18 protein-coding genes are annotated in these 16,950 nt (G+C 65.0%); 9 read left to right on the top strand and 9 right to left on the bottom strand.

Translation table 11 applies throughout. The annotated features are described in order from the left end of the window. The first annotated feature begins 106 nt into the window (after positions 1–106). From AC50X7_RS15700 to AC50X7_RS15690, 3 genes are all read left to right on the top strand, one after another. Entirely contained in the window at positions 107–298 is a 192-nt protein-coding gene (locus AC50X7_RS15700; protein ID WP_494979872.1) for a hypothetical protein, read from the top strand. Positions 299–418: 120 nt separating this feature from the next. After that, positions 419–853 (top strand): histidine kinase dimerization/phospho-acceptor domain-containing protein, encoded by a 435-nt coding sequence (locus AC50X7_RS15695; protein WP_494979871.1) that lies wholly within the window; start codon positions 419–421, stop codon positions 851–853. Further along, on the top strand, positions 739–1,098 hold the full coding sequence (locus AC50X7_RS15690; RefSeq protein ID WP_494979870.1) for a sensor histidine kinase: 360 nt from the start codon (positions 739–741) through the stop codon (positions 1,096–1,098). Before AC50X7_RS15695 ends, AC50X7_RS15690 begins: the two co-directional genes overlap by 115 nt. Here AC50X7_RS15690 and AC50X7_RS15685 read toward each other — a convergent pair. Continuing rightward, positions 1,095–1,364 (bottom strand): hypothetical protein, encoded by a 270-nt coding sequence (locus tag AC50X7_RS15685; protein ID WP_494979869.1) that lies wholly within the window; start codon positions 1,362–1,364, stop codon positions 1,095–1,097. The two genes, AC50X7_RS15690 and AC50X7_RS15685, sit on opposite strands and share 4 nt — an antisense overlap. 118 nt (positions 1,365–1,482) lie before the next feature. Between AC50X7_RS15685 and AC50X7_RS15680 the strand changes: the two genes are divergently transcribed. Then, a complete protein-coding gene (locus tag AC50X7_RS15680; protein WP_494979868.1) occupies positions 1,483–1,956 on the top strand; it encodes an NUDIX hydrolase in 474 nt (157 codons plus the stop codon). Between the two features lie 63 nt (positions 1,957–2,019). Here the strand turns inward: AC50X7_RS15680 and AC50X7_RS15675 are convergent, their stop codons facing one another. From AC50X7_RS15675 to AC50X7_RS15655, 5 genes are read right to left on the bottom strand one after another with little or no spacing between them, the layout of a single operon-like run. Then, a complete protein-coding gene (locus AC50X7_RS15675) occupies positions 2,020–2,280 on the bottom strand; it encodes a hypothetical protein (RefSeq protein WP_494979867.1) in 261 nt (86 codons plus the stop codon). 21 nt (positions 2,281–2,301) lie between these two features. Then, a complete protein-coding gene (locus AC50X7_RS15670; RefSeq protein WP_104044183.1) occupies positions 2,302–2,706 on the bottom strand; it encodes a universal stress protein in 405 nt (134 codons plus the stop codon). Then, positions 2,703–4,241 carry a tripartite tricarboxylate transporter permease gene (locus AC50X7_RS15665; RefSeq protein ID WP_494979866.1) on the bottom strand — a complete coding sequence of 513 codons (1,539 nt, stop codon included), beginning with the start codon at positions 4,239–4,241 and terminating at the stop codon, positions 2,703–2,705. Before AC50X7_RS15665 ends, AC50X7_RS15670 begins: the two co-directional genes overlap by 4 nt. 10 nt (positions 4,242–4,251) lie before the next feature. Beyond that, complete coding sequence (locus AC50X7_RS15660) at positions 4,252–4,836, bottom strand: tripartite tricarboxylate transporter TctB family protein (RefSeq protein ID WP_494979865.1); 585 nt, start codon at positions 4,834–4,836, stop codon at positions 4,252–4,254. 5 nt (positions 4,837–4,841) lie between these two features. Beyond that, positions 4,842–5,846 carry a Bug family tripartite tricarboxylate transporter substrate binding protein gene (locus tag AC50X7_RS15655; protein WP_307097065.1) on the bottom strand — a complete coding sequence of 335 codons (1,005 nt, stop codon included), beginning with the start codon at positions 5,844–5,846 and terminating at the stop codon, positions 4,842–4,844. Positions 5,847–5,988: 142 nt separating this feature from the next. Between AC50X7_RS15655 and AC50X7_RS15650 the strand changes: the two genes are divergently transcribed. The 5 genes from AC50X7_RS15650 to AC50X7_RS15630 all read left to right on the top strand — a co-directional run bounded on the left by AC50X7_RS15650 (position 5,989) and on the right by AC50X7_RS15630 (position 12,403). Beyond that, positions 5,989–6,873 (top strand): LysR substrate-binding domain-containing protein, encoded by an 885-nt coding sequence (locus AC50X7_RS15650; RefSeq protein ID WP_494979864.1) that lies wholly within the window; start codon positions 5,989–5,991, stop codon positions 6,871–6,873. Between the two features lie 137 nt (positions 6,874–7,010). Then, complete coding sequence (gene kdgD, locus AC50X7_RS15645; RefSeq protein WP_494979863.1) at positions 7,011–7,925, top strand: 5-dehydro-4-deoxyglucarate dehydratase; 915 nt, start codon at positions 7,011–7,013, stop codon at positions 7,923–7,925. Between the two features lie 41 nt (positions 7,926–7,966). Beyond that, the gene (locus tag AC50X7_RS15640) at positions 7,967–9,580 is read left to right on the top strand and encodes an aldehyde dehydrogenase (NADP(+)) (protein ID WP_494979862.1); all 1,614 of its coding nucleotides are present in this window, start codon (positions 7,967–7,969) and stop codon (positions 9,578–9,580) included. Beyond that, positions 9,577–10,905, top strand: coding sequence for an enolase C-terminal domain-like protein (locus AC50X7_RS15635; RefSeq protein ID WP_494979861.1), 1,329 nt, complete (start codon positions 9,577–9,579; stop codon positions 10,903–10,905). Before AC50X7_RS15640 ends, AC50X7_RS15635 begins: the two co-directional genes overlap by 4 nt. A gap of 148 nt (positions 10,906–11,053) precedes the next feature. Next, a complete protein-coding gene (locus AC50X7_RS15630; RefSeq protein WP_494979860.1) occupies positions 11,054–12,403 on the top strand; it encodes an MFS transporter in 1,350 nt (449 codons plus the stop codon). A 77-nt stretch (positions 12,404–12,480) separates the two neighbouring features. Here AC50X7_RS15630 and AC50X7_RS15625 read toward each other — a convergent pair whose 3' ends face one another. The 3 genes from AC50X7_RS15625 to AC50X7_RS15615 form a co-directional block, all read right to left on the bottom strand. Further along, positions 12,481–13,725, bottom strand: a complete 1,245-nt coding sequence (locus tag AC50X7_RS15625) for a beta-ketoacyl-[acyl-carrier-protein] synthase family protein (RefSeq protein ID WP_494979859.1) — start codon at positions 13,723–13,725, stop codon at positions 12,481–12,483. A 5-nt stretch (positions 13,726–13,730) separates the two neighbouring features. Then, complete coding sequence (locus AC50X7_RS15620; RefSeq protein ID WP_494979858.1) at positions 13,731–15,344, bottom strand: peptide chain release factor 3; 1,614 nt, start codon at positions 15,342–15,344, stop codon at positions 13,731–13,733. A 208-nt stretch (positions 15,345–15,552) separates the two neighbouring features. After that, positions 15,553–16,644 (bottom strand): SDR family oxidoreductase, encoded by a 1,092-nt coding sequence (locus AC50X7_RS15615; protein ID WP_494979857.1) that lies wholly within the window; start codon positions 16,642–16,644, stop codon positions 15,553–15,555. Between the last annotated feature and the right edge of the window lie 306 nt (positions 16,645–16,950).

The raw sequence follows: 16,950 nt of genomic DNA, 5'->3' as shown, positions 1-16,950 counted from the left end.
TTGGGTAGAGCTTGCGGGTGGTTACTAACGGGCCAACTCCTGTTGTCACCGGTACTCTGGAGCTATCTTCGCGCAGCCGGACGGTAATTCTGCGCTGGGGGCCGGATTGCTGAAGCAACGTCACGATTCGGACATAGCTGTGGCCGATGCCGGGGGACTGTCCATCGATGGCCCCATTGCCGACCGCGTCGATGCGCTGTACGGAACGCTCGCGGTCCGGGGCCGGGTTGTCTTGGCCCAACTGCCCCTCACCCTCACTGTTTGCCTGGTGGTGGCAGCTGCGGCGGGACCGTCCTGACGAACAAGGCCATGGAGGCTGATCCAGCGCTGGCAGCCCTCACCCAAACGGCTGGCCAGAGCGGGCTTCACCTTACCGACCGGTCCTCCCCTGTGCCCCCGCACCTCTCCCCTGTTTCGCGTGCGATCAGCGGTTCCACCCTTGCCGACGAGCTGTATTGGGTCGGAGACCCGGCCGATCAAGCACACCAGCGCGCCTATTCGGTGGGCGGCCAAGGACAATTTCGTTGCTACCGTTTCCCACGAGCTTCGCTCACCGCCGACATCGATCCTCGGCTACCTTGAGCTGGTATTTGACGAGCCAGGCCACGAGGAGATCCAGGCGGAGCTTTTGGTGGTGCACCGCAATGGCCAACACCTGTTGGGCCTGGTCAACGACCTCATCTCGACGGTGAGCAGCCATTGCCCGCCGGGTGAACCCGAACCGGATTCGCCAAGTGGTTGGCAACCTCCTCTCCAACGCAATCAAGTACTCGCCCGAGGGGGGGACGGATCACAGTGCTGGCTGGAAGGAGCGGGGCGGAGCTTGAGTGTTCAATTAAGAATTCCGGCGTAGGCATGAGCGCCGACGGGCAGGAGCAGGCGTTTACGAAGTTCTTCCGGTCAGCGCGGTCCCGTGAAACAGCAATCCCGGGCGCCGGCCTGGGCTTGCCGGTCAGCAAAACGATTATCGAAGCGCACGGCGGAACAATAGGGCTCAACAGCTCTCCCGCCGCGGGTACCACGGCAACATTCACAATCCCGTGCGCTGATAGCCAGGCACCATGGGCTTCTGCCCCGCCCCGGCCGGCAGCAGGTTAAGGGTGCTGCGGAAGCTGGTCGGGGTCGTCCCTGTGGGCGCTGAAGAGCCAGCCTGCAACGTCGCTGCGCAGCACCAGGAGCGGACCGCCGGTAGGGCTGACGTTTCCGGTGGGCACGTAATAGCCACGCCCTGAACCGGGTCCTCCGGCCGCCCGGTCCAAGGCGTCCACAAGATACCTCGGCAGGTGGCCCTGCGGGCCAAGCGTGCGAAGCTCATCAAGTTCATCCGGCGTTAGCCGTCCCAAAACCTCAGCGATGTTAGCCATGACGGGTCCCTTCGAGCAGAGTGCCTGAAGGAATAACCTAAAGCAGCGCCATGAACTGCAGGTTAACGTTGGACGGCAGTTTCCGTTCGTTTTGAAACTCTCAGCAGGTGGAGGACAAATGCCGGTTTTCAGCGCAGGAATACTGCTGCACAAGAGGACACACCCGGGCGGCCTGGAGGTCTGGATAGCCCACATGGGCGGACCGTTCTGGGCGCGCAAGGACGCACAGGCGTGGTCAATCCCGAAGGGCGAATACAGCGAGGACGAGGAGCCGCTGGCGGCAGCCCTGCGGGAGTTTGCCGAAGAAATGGGCTCCCCCGCCCCCGCCGCGGACTACCAGCAACTCGGACAGTTCCGGCAGCCGTCCGGCAAGATCATCACGGTCTTCACCGCGGAGCAGGACTTCCGGCCAGAGCAGATCGTTAGCAATACCTTCCCGCTGGAGTGGCCCAAAGGTTCAGGCCGGATCCAGCATTACCCGGAAATCGATGACGCCCGCTGGTTTCCGGAAGCGGAAGCGCGGCTCAAGCTGGTGAAGGGCCAACTACCGGTCCTGGATGCCCTGGCGGAACACGTCCGCCGTCGAACGTAAGAAGCCGGTGACCCCAGAGGGGGTCACCGGCTTCTTCGCGACTTATCTGCTGTTCCGGTGGCACTAGGCCGCAGCAAACTCACGCTGCTGCGCCACCTTGGACACAGACACGTCGTCCCCAAAGCACACCATGGTCCTTCCAGCGCCGTCGCTTCGGATCAGCCAGAAAACACTCCTGTTGGCTGCGATCATGTCGATCGTTCCAGCAATAACCGTGCCGCGGGAGCGAACCTCCACGTGGTCGTTCCTGGAAAGCCTTGACCAGTCCGGCACCGGCGCCTGGGGCAGGGACGGTCCCCGCTTCGTGGGATTGTGTTTGTACATGCTGGTCCCGTCCTTTGGATACTAGAAGTTGCCGCCGTCGGCCTTGACGGCCAGGACGGGCCGGTCGGCCTGCATCAGGATTTGCTGGGCGTGGCTGCCCAGGATGAACTTGCCCACCTGGGTGCGGTGCCGCAAGCCAATAACGATGAGCGAGGCATCAACCTCCCTGGCGACGTCAAGGAACTCATCGGCCAGATCGTGCTGGTAGGGCGGCTGAATGACAGTTGCCGTTACTCCGACGTCGGCAGCACGCCTGGCGGCCTGCGCCAGGACGTCCTCCGTCGCCACTGACTTGTCCACCAGGGCACCCTGCCGCGCCGAGTTGACGATCACAAGGTCCTCGTTCCGGAGCTTCGCTTCGGCGATGCCTGCCGTGAGTGCGGCCTGTCCTGCGGGTGTGGGGACGAATCCGACGATGATGCTCATACCTTCTCCTTGATGTCCGGCGTGACGGCTGATGTTGTGGCAGTTGAATTGCGCTTGCGCTTGGCGATGGCAGTGCGGACGGCCGGAAGCACAGCTACCAGGACGAAGACCACCAGCAGGGTGGCGGAGATGGGACGGCCAAAGAAGCCGAGGGGCTCGCCGCCGAACATCAGCAGGGAGCGCCGCATCGAGCTTTCCAGCAGTTCACCCAGCACGAAGGCCAGCACCAGGGGGCCCGGTTCGAAGCCGAACTTCTTCATGAGGTAGCCGATGATGCCGAAGACCACCACGAGCGTCACGTCAAACATGCTGTTGTTGATGGTGTAGGCACCCAGCAGCGTAATGAGGGCTGTGACGGGTGCCAGGATGGCGGCGCGGACCCGGAGGATCCTCACGAAGATCCCCACGAGCGGCAGGCTCATGATGAGCAGCAGGATGTTGCCGATGTACATGGAGTTCACCACGCCCCAAAAAAGTTCGGGGTTCTGCTCCACGAGCTGCGGGCCGGGGGTTACCCCCTGGATCAGCAAGGCGCCGAACATCAGAGCCATGGTGGCGTTGGCGGGAATGCCAAGCGTCAGCAACGGTATGAAGGACGATGTGGCCGCGGCGTTGTTGGCCGTTTCCGGTCCAGCCACGCCCTCGGGGGCACCCTTGCCGAAACGCTCCGGCTGCTTGGCCCGCTTCTTCTCCATGGCGTAGGAGGCCATGGAAGCAATAGTCGCGCCACCCCCGGGGAGGATTCCCAGGAAGAAGCCCAGCACGGATCCACGGCCGATGGCTCCGGATGCCTGCTTGAGGTCTTTGCGGGAAGGCCAGACGTTGGCCACCTTCGACGGCGCCTTGGCAGCGCGGTGCCGCTCCTCCAGGTTGTAGAGGATCTCGCCCAGGCCGAAGATGCCCATGGCGATCGGCACGAAGTCGATGCCGTCTGCGAGTTGCAGGCTTCCGAAGGTGAACCGGCTTTCGCCGGTGAAGATGTCCCGGCCAACGGTAGCGAGGAGCAGTCCGAGTGCCGCGGCGATCAGGGCCTTGGCTTTCGACCCGCTGCTGATGGTGGCAACGAGGAGGATGCCGAGCATCGCCAGGGCGGTGTACTCGGGCGCGCCGAAATCCAGAGCGAAGCTCGCCACGATGGGTGCGAGAAACGTCAATCCGATGATGGCTGCTGTTCCGCCGACGAAGGAGCCGATGGATGCCAGGCCAAGCGCCGTGCCGGCCCTGCCCTGTTTCGCCATCTGGTAGCCGTCGAACACGGTGACCACCGAGGAAGCTTCACCTGGCAGCCGCAGGAGCACCGAGGTGATGGTGCCGCCGTACTGCGCGCCGTAGAAGATGCCGGCCAGCATAATGATGGCGGTGACCGGTTCCACGTTGTAGGTCAACGGAAGCAGGATGGCGATAGTTGCCGCGGGTCCGAGGCCCGGCAGCACACCGATCAGCATGCCGATCACGACGCCGACCAGGCAGTAAAGGAGGTTGGTGGGCTCCAGGACTACCGCGAATCCGTTGATAACGGGATTGAGAAAATCCACGGAAGGTCTCCTAGAAGAGGTGGGGAATTGAGGTGTTCAGGGCGAGGACGAAGATGGCATAAAAACCAATAACGACGCTCGCGCTGACCACCAGGGTGGAGCGCCAGGTTTCACCGCCGAGGAAGCGCATCCAAATGACGCACAGCGCCAGCGCGGGCAGTTCGAAGCCGATCAGCGGCATCAGGGCCACCATCGCAGCGAGGGTCACCAGGCCGGTCAGCGGCGCGGCGGACATGCGCGTGAACTTTTCCGCGTCCCGGTTGTGGCGGCCTGCAATCAGCTGGAACAGTCCCAGGGCCACCATGACGCAGCTGATGATGAACGGCCAAAGGCCGGGCTGCGGGGTGGCCGGAGTGCCCAGCCCCATGGCCATCGAGAGGATGGCTGCAGCAATGCCGACGCCAAGGACCACCAACGACGACGCAGCGTTGGCGAGGGCACCGGCTGCGGGAGGCTTTTCCTCCTCCCACTGTGCTGCCAGCTGCTCTGGCGTCAGGTCGTCCAGAACTTCGTCCTGGAGGGAGTGCGGGGCGTCCCCGCCGGAGGCAGCAGTACTGGTGCTGCCTCCGGTGGGTCCTGCGGGGGTTCCTTTCACAGGAATCACTTATTTCCGCTCAGGCTGATGTCGTACTTCTCCACCAGTTCCTTGTACTTTGCCGCGTAGCCCTTCCACTCAGTGACTACTTCCTCCCCGGAGATCTCCTTCGGGGTCAGCGAGTTCTTCTTGTTGAACTCCTTGTAGGCGTCTGACTTGAAGGTTTCCTGGAAGGCGGCAAGGAGCTTGTCCTTGACCTCCTGCGGCGTGCCCTTGGGCGCGGCCACGGCCCGGTACTGGGCCACGGGTACGTCAAAGCCTGCTTCCTTCGCTGTCGGGGTGTCCTTCAGGAAGCTGTTGCGTTCCTCGGAAAAGACCAGGAGCGGGGACACCTTTCCTGCTTGGATCTGCGGCATGGCTTCACCGAGCTGAATGGTGGCGAGCTCCACCTGGTTGCCCAGGACGGCCGTCAGGGCAGGCTTGCCGCTGTCAAAGGGAATGTCTGTGCCGGTGACCTTGGCCTGTTTGAAGAGCACCGTCTGGGCCAGCTGGCTACCGGTGCCAACACCGGTGGTGCCGAACGTGACGCTGCGGCCGGCGCTCGTCACATCCTTGAAGCTCTTGAAGCCTGACTCGGCGCTTGCCACCAGGACGTAGTCGTCCTGGGAGAGGCCGGCGATGATGTCCAGGTCGTCAATGTTGACGGCCTCATCCGGCGTCACTGCCAGCGGGGTGATGGTGATCAGGGAGGCGGTCAGCAGGACCAGCTCCTGGCCGTCGGCGGGTTTGCCGGCCACTTCCTTGGTGGCAAGGGCACCGTTGGCGCCGGGCTTGTTGACCACGGGCATCGGCTGGCCGAGGGTCTTGGAAGCACCTTCGGCAAGGGCGCGGGCGATCAGGTCGGTACTGCCGCCGGCAGCCTGGCCCACCGAGAGGTTGACGGGTCCGGACGGGTATTTCGCGGAATCGGCCGTGCCGCCGCCGGCGACGTTGCCGCACGCCGTCAGCGCCAGCAGCGTGACGGCGGAGGCCGCTCCGAGAATCGTGCGGCGTGTGGGGAAGTGCTTCATTGGAACTCCTAGTTGGCACGGCGGGCGTTGGGGCCCGAAACATCTGTGAAGCGGGTCACCCCGTTCGCTTTGTCGAGTGTAGGGAGTGGTTATGATGCATGTCTAAGCCCAAATCTGCATCATTTGATACCTGGAAGGCATCATGTTTACTTTTGACCAGCTGGCCGGCTTCATCGCCGTAGCTGAGGAGCTCCACTTCGGACGGGCGGCCGAGCGGCTGAACATGACTCAGCCCCCGTTGAGCCGCCAGATCCAGAAGCTGGAAAAAATCGTCGGGGCAGAACTGCTTGAACGGGACAACCGGAAGGTGGAGCTTACACATGCTGGACAGACGTTCCTGGAGGAGGCGCGCCGCCTTATGGCCCTCGCCGAACGGGCACCGGTAACGGCACGGCGGATCGCCTCGGGGCGCTCGGGCATTCTCCGCATCGGGTTCACGGCGGCCAGCGGCTTCAGCATCCTGGGGCCGCTGCTGGAAGAGCTTTCAGGCATCATTCCAGATGTGGATGTTGACCTGCAGGAACTGGTAACAGGTGATCAGCTCAACGGCTTGCTGACGGGAGAACTCGATCTCGGTTTGGCACGTCCCCCGTTCGATAAGGAGACATTCGACTCCCATCTGCTCTACCGCGAGTCCATGGTCCTGGCCGTCCCCTCCGGCCACCCCTTGACGCTGCTGGCGCGCGATATCTCGCCCGAGGACTTCAGGGAGGAGCCGTTGATAATGCACTCGGCAACCCAGGCCCGCTACTTCTACGACCTGGTGGTCCGGACACTTCCCTTCAACCATGCCAACGTTGTCCACACCGTGAGCCAGATCCTGACAATGGTCTCGCTCGTTGCAGCAAAGCGCGGGCTGGCGTTTGTGCCGCACTCTGCGACCCTGCTGGGCATCAAGGGTGTGGAGTTCCTGCCGCTGGCGGTGAGCGACAGCGAACAGGTTGAACTCCATGCCATCTGGAACCGCAGGATAACCAACCCTGCGCTGGCGCGCCTTCTGCGGGACCTTGAGTTCGCCATGGAATAAGGGGGACGGCAGTTCGCTCATGCTTGCAAGGTATCAATACATACAAAAATGCACTTAGACAGGCATCAGCAGCGCTCCTAGTGTGGAGGGGAATCATCAGCCCGCCGCCCGCGGCGCACACACCGGAGGACCACACCGTGGCAAAGTACTCACCCCAGGAACTGGCGGACACCCTCAAGGAAGGCCTGCTGTCCTTCCCTGTCACCTCGTTCGACGCCGAACTGCAGTTCGATGAGGAGAACTACCGCAAGCACTTGGCGTGGCAGGCAAGCTTCCCGGTGGCCGGCCTGTTCGCCGCCGGCGGCACCGGGGAGGGCTTCTCGCTGACCCCGGCGGAATCAGAGCGCGTAGTCCGCACCGCCGTCGAAGAAGTGGGCGGCCAGGTTCCTGTCCTCGCCTCCGCCGGCGGATCCACCGCCCAGGCCATCGAGAACGCGAAAGCTGCCGAAGCAGCCGGCGCCGACGGACTCCTGCTCCTCCCGCCGTACCTGACCGAGGCTGACCAGGCCGGATTGACCGAGCACGTCAGCGCCATCTGCAGCGCCACGTCCCTCGGCGTTATCATCTACAACCGGGCCAACGCCATCTACAAGGACACCACGGTGGCAACACTGGCCGACCGCCACGAAAACCTGATCGGCTTCAAGGACGGCGTGGGCGACCTAGAGCACGACGCCCGCGTCTACGCCAAGCTCGGCGACCGCCTTTTCTACCTGGGCGGCCTGCCCACGGCCGAAACATTCGCGCTGCCGCTGCTGCAGCTCGGCATGAGCACCTACTCCAGCGCCATGTACAACTTCGTCCCGCAGTTCGCGCTGGACTTCTACCAGGACGTGCGCAACAACGACCGCGTGGCCGTGAACAAGAAGCTCAACGACTTTGTGATCCCGTACCTGGATATCCGCGACCGCGTGAAAGGCTACTCGGTATCCATCGTCAAGGGTGGCCTTGACGCCATCGGCCGTTCCGCCGGGCCGGTCCGCCCGCCGCTGCAGAACCTCGCCGAGCAGGACCTTGCGGACCTCAAGGCCCTCATCTCCCGCGTTTCCTGATCAAGCCTCTCCTGATCAACCCTTTACTAGGAGGAACCACCGTGACCCTTACCGGACACTCACTGATCGCCGGACAGCCCACTGCCGGCGAAGGCAAAACCACTTTTGGCTTCAACCCGGCCACCAACCAGGCACTGGAGCCCACCTACACGCTGCTCACCGAGGAGCAGCTTAGGGCAGCAACGGCCGCCGCCGCCGAGGCGTTCCCGTCCTTTAGCACCCTGGACCCGGAAACCCACGCCGGCTTCCTTGAAGCCATCGCGGACAACATCGAGGCAATTGGCGAGGAACTCATCATCCGTGCCGGCCAGGAGACCGGCCTTCCGGCGGCCCGGCTCCAGGGCGAGCGTGCCCGCACCACCGGCCAGCTGCGGCTCTTCGCGAACGTGGTCCGCCAGGGCGACTTCCGCGGCGTCCGCATCGACCCCGCCATCCCTGAGCGCACTCCCCTGCCCCGCGCCGACATCCGCCAGCGCCAGATCCCCCTCGGCCCTGTCGCCGTGTTCGGCGCCAGCAACTTCCCGCTGGCCTTCTCGACGGCGGGTGGAGACACTGCTTCCGCCCTCGCCGCTGGCTGCCCGGTGGTCTTCAAAGCACACAACGCACACCCGGGGACCAGCGAACTCGTGGGCCAGGCCATCACCAAAGCGGTCGCGGACAACGGGCTGCACCCCGGTGTCTTCTCGCTGATCTACGGCCCGGGGGCAAGCATCGGCCAGGCCCTCGTCGCCGACCCCGCCATCAAGGCCGTTGGCTTCACCGGATCCCAAGCAGCCGGCATCGCCCTGATGCGCACCGCTGCGGGCCGTCCCGAGCCCATTCCCGTCTACGCGGAAATGTCCTCCCTGAACCCGGTCTTCGTCTTCGAAGGCGCGCTGAACGGCTCGGCCGAAGACATCGACGCCCTCGCCCGGCAGTACGTCACCGCCGTCACCGGCAGCTCCGGCCAGCTCTGCACCTCCCCCGGCTTGCTCTTCGCCCCGGAAGGCGAGCTGGGCGACAAACTCGCCGCCGCCGTCGGCCGCGCTGTTTCCGCTTGCTCCGGCCAGACCATGCTCACCGAAGGCATCGCCAAGTCCTGGAACACCGGAGCGGAAAACCTCGGCAATGCTGACGGCGTCCAGGTCATCGGCCAAGGCACTCCGGGCCCCACCGAGAACGCGCCCGCCCCCACCATCTTCGGCACCGGCGTTACGGAATTCACCAGCAACCACGTCCTGCACGAGGAAATCTTCGGCGCCGCGTCCCTGGTGATCCGCTACTCCTCCGTGCCGGACCTGCTCCAGGCCGCCGCCCGCATCGAAGGCCAGCTGACCGCCTCGCTGCAGCTCACCGAAGAGGACTACCCGACGGCGGCACGCCTCCTTCCGGTCCTGGAGCAAAAGGTGGGCCGCATTATCGTGAACGGCTGGCCCACGGGCGTTGAAGTAGGCCACGCCATGGTTCACGGCGGCCCCTTCCCCGCCACTTCCGACTCCCGCACCACTTCCGTCGGAACCCTCGCCATCAACCGTTTCCTGCGCCCCGTCGCCTACCAGAACCTCCCTCAGGAACTGCTCCCGGAGGCGCTTCAGGATGCCAACCCCTGGCAGCTCAACCGACGGATCGACGGCGAAGTAGTAGCTGCTGCAGAGAAAGCCCAGGTCAGCGCATGAGCAACCAGCCCACCATCGCCGGCATCGAGGTTGTTCCGGTTGCCGGGTACGACAGCATGCTGATGAACCTCAGCGGTGCGCACGGTCCCTTCTTCACCCGCAACATCGTCATCATTACCGACTCCGACGGCCGCGCCGGCCTGGGCGAGGTTCCCGGCGGCGAGAAAATCCGGACCACCATCGAGGAAGCCGGCGCGCTGATCAACGGCAAGCCCGTGGCCCGCTACCGTTCGCTCCTCCGGGAGGTTGCGGCCGAGTTCGCTGACCGCGACGCCGGCGGCCGCGGCCTCCAGACCTTCGACCTCCGCACCACCGTCCACGCCGTCACCGCCGTCGAGTCCGCCCTGCTGGACCTGCACGGGCAATTCCTCGGCGTACCCGTGGCGGAACTTTTGGGTGACGGGCAGCAGCGCACTTCGGTGCCGATGCTCGGCTACCTGTTCTTCATCGGCGACCACGCCCGCACGGACTTGCCCTACCTCGTGGAGGACGCGCCGGCTGACCGCTGGGAGAAACTCCGCCGCCAGGAGGCCATGACGCCGGACGCCGTCGTCGCGCTGGCCGAAGCTGCCCAGGAACGCTACGGCTTCAGCGACTTCAAGCTCAAGGGCGGCGTGCTGTCCGGCGACGACGAGGTGGATGTTGTCACGGCACTGGCCAAGCGCTTTCCCGACGCCAGGGTGACACTGGACCCCAACGGCGGCTGGCTGCTGGAGGAGGCCATCCGTCTCGGCAAGCGGATGCAGGGCGTTGTGGCCTACGCCGAGGACCCGTGCGGTGCCGAGGGGCGCTTTTCGGGCCGCGAAGTGATGGCGGAATTCCGCCGCGCCACCGGGCTGAAGACGGCCACCAACATGATCGCCACCGACTGGCGGGAAATGTCCCACGCCATCCGCAGCAACGCTGTGGACATCCCGCTGGCTGATCCGCACTTCTGGACCATGCACGGCTCCGTCCGGGTGGCCCAGATGTGCCACGAGTTCGGCCTCACCTGGGGATCGCACTCGAACAACCACTTCGACATCTCGCTGGCGATGTTCACCCACACGGGGGCCGCGGCTCCGGGCGAGATCACGGCACTGGATACGCACTGGATCTGGCAGGACGGCCAGGGCCTTACAAAGAACCCGCTGCAGATCAAGGACGGCGCCATCGAGGTCCCGGCAGCCCCCGGCCTGGGCATCGAGCTGGACCGCGAAGCCCTGGACAAGGCGCACCAGCTGTACCTGCAGCACGGCCTCGACGCCCGCGATGACAGCATCGGCATGCAGTACTACATCGACGGCTGGTCCTTCGACCCGAAACGGCCCTGCCTGGTCCGCTAGCAGCCGTCAGGCAACCAGCCGCGCAGCAGCCTTCGGGTAACTGACCGCTGCCTGCCGTCCAGTAAAGTAGTGGGGTCGCTGTGACCGGCCCCACTACTTTCGTGAGCCCGCAGCCGGCCTGGGTTATCTATTCCAAAGGAAACATCCAATGATGTCTGTGGACAATGCTGTCTCGGACGTGGCCTCGGCCACGAAGAAGTTTTTTAAGCGCGTGCTGCCCATCATGCTGGTCATGCTGGTCTGCAACCAGCTGAACCGGTCAAACATCGGGTACGCGCAGGACCATCTCCAGGCAGACGTCGGCATCGGGGCCGCAGCCTACGGTTTTGGCGCCGGGCTGTTCTTTATCGCCTACGCCATTTTTGAACTTCCCAGCAACGTGATGATGGAAAAGTACGGCGCCAAGGTGTGGCTGGCGAGGATCATGGTCAGCTGGGGCATAGTCTCCTTCCTGATGGCTTTCGTGCAGAACGAAACCATGTTCTACGTCCTGCGGTTCCTGCTGGGCGCGGCAGAGGCCGGCTTCTTCCCCGCCGTCATCTTCTACTTCGCCCGCTGGGTTCCGGCGGGCCAGCGCGGCAAGGCCACGGCCATCTTCATCGCCGGCTCCTCGATTGCCGCCGCGCTGTCCGGCCCCATCGCCGGGATGCTGCTCAGCCTCCACGGCGCCCTGGGCCTGCGTGGCTGGCAGTGGCTTTTTGGCTTCGAGGGCGCCCTGTCCGTAGTTGTGGGCTTTACCGTGTTTTTCCTCCTGGACGCCAAAATCAACGACGCCAAGTGGCTCACCGCTTCTGAAAAGGATGCCCTGTCCAAGGCCATCGCCGATGAGGACGCGCAGCACACCATTGCCGACGGCGGGAAGATCAACCGCTGGAAGATGCTCCTGAACCCGCAGATCCTGCTGCTGTGCGGCATCTACTTCTCCGTGCAGCTGTCCATTTACGCCAACACGTTCTGGCTGCCCAGCATCATCAAGCAGATCCCCGGCACCACCGACCTGACGGTTGGCTTCCTGTCCTCCATCCCCTGGATCTGCGCCGTGTTCGCCATGTACTTCGCCGCGAAGCTGCAGGACAAGGCCACGTCCAAACGCCCGCTGCTGGTGGTTGCGCTCCTGGTCGCCGCAGTGGGCACCTTTGCGGCAGCCATCGCCTCGCCGGTCATGGCGCTGGTGTTCCTGGCCATAGCTGCCATGGGCTTCAAGAGCGCCTCGCCGCTGTTCTGGACCATTCCGCAGTCCGGGCTGCATCCGCTGGTCCTCGCTCCGGCCATCGCCATCATCAACTCGCTGGGGAACCTGGGCGGCTTCGTGGCCCCTTTCGGCTTCGGCATCATCAAGGAGCAGACCGGCAGCGTCATCCCCGGCCTGTTTGCGCTGGCAGCGGCCTCCACCATCGCGGCGGGCCTGGTGTATTTCGTGAAGGAACGCCGCACTGAAACTGGGCCGGCCGCCGCCGAGGACCTCAGCGTGGACGCACCGGTTCCGAGCCGGGCATAAGCTAAACAGGCCCGGGTGGAAATCCCGTCCGGCCAACAAAACTCTGCCCGGGCCAGCAATCTGGCCCGGGCTTTTGGCTACGCGCCCGTAATCACCAGGGCGACGCTGTGCCCGCCGAAACCGAAGGCGTTCACCAGGCCGGCCGGGGCATTGTCCGGCTGAAGCTGGCGGACGTCTTCGGTGACGACGTTAAGGTCCACCTCCGGGTCCAACTCCTGGACGTTCAGGGTTCCCGGCAGCATCCCGGTGCGCAGTGCCTCAACCACCACCACGGCCGCCAGCGCACCAGCACCGCCCAGCAGGTGGCCGGTATGGCCCTTGGTGGACGTGACCGGGATGCCCGGACCGAAGAGCGCGTTGATGGCCTGGCCTTCCAGCCGGTCCCCCACGGGTGTGGAGGTGGCGTGGGCGTGAATAAACCCGATGTCCTCGGCGGCCAGGCCGGCGGACTCAAGCGCCTTCTGCATGACCCGCCGCTGCATGGCAGGATCGGCTGCCACAATGTCGTTCGCGTCCGACGTCACCGCACCGCCTGCCACGGCACCGAGCACAGCTGCGCCGCGGGCGCGTGCGTGCTCTTCGCTCTCCAGCACCACCACGCCGGCGCCCTCCGCGAGGACAAAGCCGTCACGGCCGCCGTCGAACGGGCGTGAGGCACGCTGCGGATCCCCGGCGCGGGTGGACAGCGCGCGGATCTGGGAAAAGCCGGTGATCACCAGGTCGTTGACGGAGGCGTCAACGCCGCCGGCAATTACGACGTCGGCTGCGCCGGAGCGGATCATCTCGGCTGCCTGGACAATCGCTTCCGCCCCGGACGCGCATGCGCTGACCGGGGTCCGGGCGCCGCCGCGGGCACCGAGGTCGATGGAAACCCAGGCCGCCGGGCCGTTGACCATCAGGCGGGTGAGTGTGTGCGGCGAAACCTTGCGCGGGCCCGCTGCTGCAAGGGTGCGGTCCTGCTCCAGCGTGGAGCCGAGCCCGCCGTAAGCGGAGCCGATCACCACGGCGAAGCGCTCGGGATCCACCTCGGGGGCGCCCGCCTGTTTCCAGGCTTCGCGGGCGGCGGTAAGCGCAAGCTGCCCACAGCGGTCCATGCGCTTCATTTCGCGGGTGCTGAGGTGCCCGGACAGATCAGTGGTGACCTGCCCGGCAATCTTCACGGGCAACTGTTCCGCCCACGCATCCTCGAGCGGTGCAATGCCGGACTTTCCGGCCACCAGCGCGGACCAGGTTTCGGCCACGGAGGAACCGAGCGGATTGATGGTGCCGGCACCGGTAATCAATGCGCGGGGTTGAACTGCGCCGGGTTGCACTGCGTTCACGGTTCCTACTTTGCGGGGTTGTGTGTGCCGATGGGGACGAGGGTGAGGTCCGGGTGGTTTTTTTCGATCCGGCGAAGGGCCCAAACATCGTTGAACAACGCGAGGTACTCGCCGTCGGACCGCAGGAGCACCTCGGCGCCCGGAACGTTCGCCAATGCGGGCATGGCATCCGCCGTCGAGATCCTGGCCAGGGAGTAGGGCAGGCGCTCCAGCCGCATGGGGGCGCTGAAGTCGTGCGCCATCCGGTCCTCCACCACTTCGAACTGCATGGGGCCGACGGCGGCGAGCACCGGCGCCTGGTCCCCGCGGACGTCGGAGCGGAGCACCTGGATAACGCCCTCGTGCTCAAGCTGCTCGATGCCGCGGCGGAACTGCTTGAACTTGCTGGGGTCTTTGGACCGGGCAACCTGGAAGTGCTCCGGGGCGAAGAGTGGGATGGCCGGGTATTCCACGGCGTCCTCGAGGAAGAGGCTGTCCCCCACCCGCAGGGAGGACGCGTTGACCAGGCCCACCACGTCGCCAGGGTAGGCCTCATCAATCACTTCGCGTTCCCGGCCGAAGACCTGCTGCGCGTACTTGGTGGCGAACGACTTACCGGTGCGGGTCTGGGTGACCACCATGCCGCGCTCGAAGACGCCGGAGCAGACGCGGATGAAGGCCACATGGTCGCGGTGAGCCTTGTTCATGCCGGCCTGGACCTTGAAGACGAAGCCGGAGAACGGGGACGCCACCGGACGCGGGGTGCCATCAACATCGGGCCGCGGAGCTGCCGGCGGAGCGAAATCCACCAGAGCGTCCAGCAGTTCCTTGACGCCGAAGTTCAGCGCGGCGGAGCTGAACAGGATGGGGGTGGCCTTGCCGGCGTGGAAGCTTTCGACGTCGAACTCCAGGTTCGATTCAATGACCAGACCGGCTTCGTCCACCGCGTCGGACCAGTTGCTGCCTTGGCTTTCGGCCGCTTCCTCCGGGGTGAAGTACTCGGTAAGCGCGATCTGCGCGCCGGCATTGTTGCGCTGGAACCGGGCAAAGCGGTCATTGCGCAGGTCCCAGACGCCGCGGAAGTCGCCGGAGATGCCCACGGCCCACGTCAGCGGCATGGGCTGCAGCCCGGTGCGCTCGGTGATCTCGTCCATCAGTGCCAGCGCGTCCAGGCCCGGGCGGTCCCACTTGTTGATAACTGTGATGATGGGCAGGTTCCGCTGCTTGCAGACCTCGAACAGCTTCATGGTCTGGGTTTCCAGGCCTTTGGCGGCGTCCACGAGCATCACTGCGCAGTCGACGGCGGCGAGCACCCGGTACGTGTCCTCGGAGAAGTCGGCGTGGCCGGGGGTGTCCAGGAGGTTGATGACGGTGTCCCGGTAGGAAAACTGCAGCGCCGCCGAGCTGATGGAGATGCCGCGGTCCTTTTCCATCTGCATCCAGTCCGAGACCGTTTCCTTGCGGTTGGCCTTGCCGCTGGAGGCGCCGGCGGTGCCGATGACCTTGGCGTGCAGCGCGAGCGCCTCGGTCAGCGTGGATTTGCCGGCGTCAGGGTGCGAAATAACAGCAAAGGTCCGACGCCGGGCCGCCTGTTTGTGAATCTCATGGACCCGGGCGGGGCTAAGGACATCTTGGGACACGGTGCTACTTTCGCTGCGGTTTGGGCAACCCCGGGCACTGCCTCATCAGGCGTTGCGGCTGGGGACCGGGGGAACGGGCTGGCGAACAGCCAAGTTCCAGTTTATCGCAGGGCTGCAACCGGCAGCGGCAGAGCCTTACGCTCCACCCGTTCCATGTCCGCCTGCCCGTTCCCGCCGCCAGCCATCCGGCCTGGAGCCGGCACCAGGATCAGGGAATGAGGTTCTCTGCCCGGTAGCGGTCGAAAAGTGCGATAAAAGCGTCCAGGGTCCGCCGGTACCCGGTGAACCCGGCATCCCGGCTCTTGCCCATGTCGGTCACTACCTCGATGTTGCGTCCCAGGTCGCTGTCTGTGTGCCACCAGGACGCCAGCCGATCCAACTCCGGCTCGCTGAGGTTATGGCGCGCGGCAAGTTCCCTCCACTGGTCCTCGCGCCCTGCCATGGACTGTTCAAGGGGCCGGGGCTCCCCCTCGAACCCCTCCCACTCCACACCGAAGTAGGCCGCGAGCTTCGGCCACATCCAGCGCCAGCGGAACACATCGCCGTTGACAATGTTGAAGGCTTCATTGGCGGCCTTTGGCGTGGTGGCTGCCCAGATCATGTGCTCGGCGAGCACGCCGGCCTCCGTCATGTCGGTGAGGCCGTTCCACTGCGTCCCGGATCCCGGAAAGACAAACGGCTCTCCGTTCTCCCTGCAAAGGGTGGCCTGGGCGGCGAGGGTGAGGCCCATGTTCATGGCATTGCCCACCGCGTGCCCAATGACGGTGTGCGCGCGGTGCACGGACCAGGTAAATCCTTGATCAGCCGCTGCTGCCCAGAGCTCGTCCTCCTGCGCGTAGTAGAAGTTCCGCACCGGCAGGCGCGGCTCCTCCTCGTGGAAGGGCGTGTCCGCCATCTCTCCGGCTGCGTACGCCTCAAAGGGTCCGAGGTAGTGCTTGAGCCCGGTCATCAGCGCAACATGGGCCACGTCCTTGCCCCGAAGTGCAGCGAGGAGGTCACGCACCATGCCGGCATTGACGGTGATGTTTTCCTCCTCGGTGTCTCGCCGCGACCATGCCGTGAAAAAGACATGCGAGGGATTCTCCGGCCCCAGTACAGCTGTCAATGACTCAGCGGAGGTCAGGTCTGCGGAGAGCCAGCGGACACCGGGGCGCTCCGCTCCGGGGTTGCGGGACAGTGCAAGGACGGCCCACCCCTGGGCTGCCAGATTGTCCACAAGGGCCGACCCGGCGATGCCGGTGGCCCCTACTACGAGAGCCGTGCGCCCGGTACCTGTTGTTGTTCCTGTGCCGAAATCCATGGTGCTCCTACTGGTCGGTGCTGCCCGTGCCCGCACCTAAGCCAGGTGGTCAGGCTCCGGCGGGGGACGAACGCTGCGGGCACGGCGGCGGTAAGCCGCCGTCGGTCTAATAGCGACAAGACACTGGTCCCGGCAGATATTCCTTGCCGCCGGCGCTGCTGCACGGCATCCCGGGAGGTTCGGTTCCTCAGGGGCGGGAACGAGCGGCAGGCCAAACCCGTGCTGCCGCAGTAATCCCCCGGCCCTTAACACCCGCGAAACAGGAAGTTCAAAGCCGCGTAATCCCGGCGGGCCAGCGTGGCCGCA

Source organism: Pseudarthrobacter sp. Hb11 (assembly GCF_059383655.1).
This window is presented reverse-complemented; position numbering and strand designations above follow the sequence as displayed.

Excerpts from the sequence above, each read along its gene's own strand:
- AC50X7_RS15685 (WP_494979869.1), bottom strand. The coding sequence starts at position 1,364 with ATGGCTAACATCGCTGAGGTTTTGGGACGGCTAACGCCGGATGAACTT.
- AC50X7_RS15680 (WP_494979868.1), top strand. The coding sequence starts at position 1,483 with ATGCCGGTTTTCAGCGCAGGAATACTGCTGCACAAGAGGACACACCCG.
- AC50X7_RS15675 (WP_494979867.1), bottom strand. The coding sequence starts at position 2,280 with ATGTACAAACACAATCCCACGAAGCGGGGACCGTCCCTGCCCCAGGCG.
- AC50X7_RS15670 (WP_104044183.1), bottom strand. The coding sequence starts at position 2,706 with ATGAGCATCATCGTCGGATTCGTCCCCACACCCGCAGGACAGGCCGCA.
- AC50X7_RS15655 (WP_307097065.1), bottom strand. The coding sequence starts at position 5,846 with ATGAAGCACTTCCCCACACGCCGCACGATTCTCGGAGCGGCCTCCGCC.
- AC50X7_RS15650 (WP_494979864.1), top strand. The coding sequence starts at position 5,989 with ATGTTTACTTTTGACCAGCTGGCCGGCTTCATCGCCGTAGCTGAGGAG.
- AC50X7_RS15635 (WP_494979861.1), top strand. The coding sequence starts at position 9,577 with ATGAGCAACCAGCCCACCATCGCCGGCATCGAGGTTGTTCCGGTTGCC.
- AC50X7_RS15630 (WP_494979860.1), top strand. The coding sequence starts at position 11,054 with ATGATGTCTGTGGACAATGCTGTCTCGGACGTGGCCTCGGCCACGAAG.
- AC50X7_RS15615 (WP_494979857.1), bottom strand. The coding sequence starts at position 16,644 with ATGGATTTCGGCACAGGAACAACAACAGGTACCGGGCGCACGGCTCTC.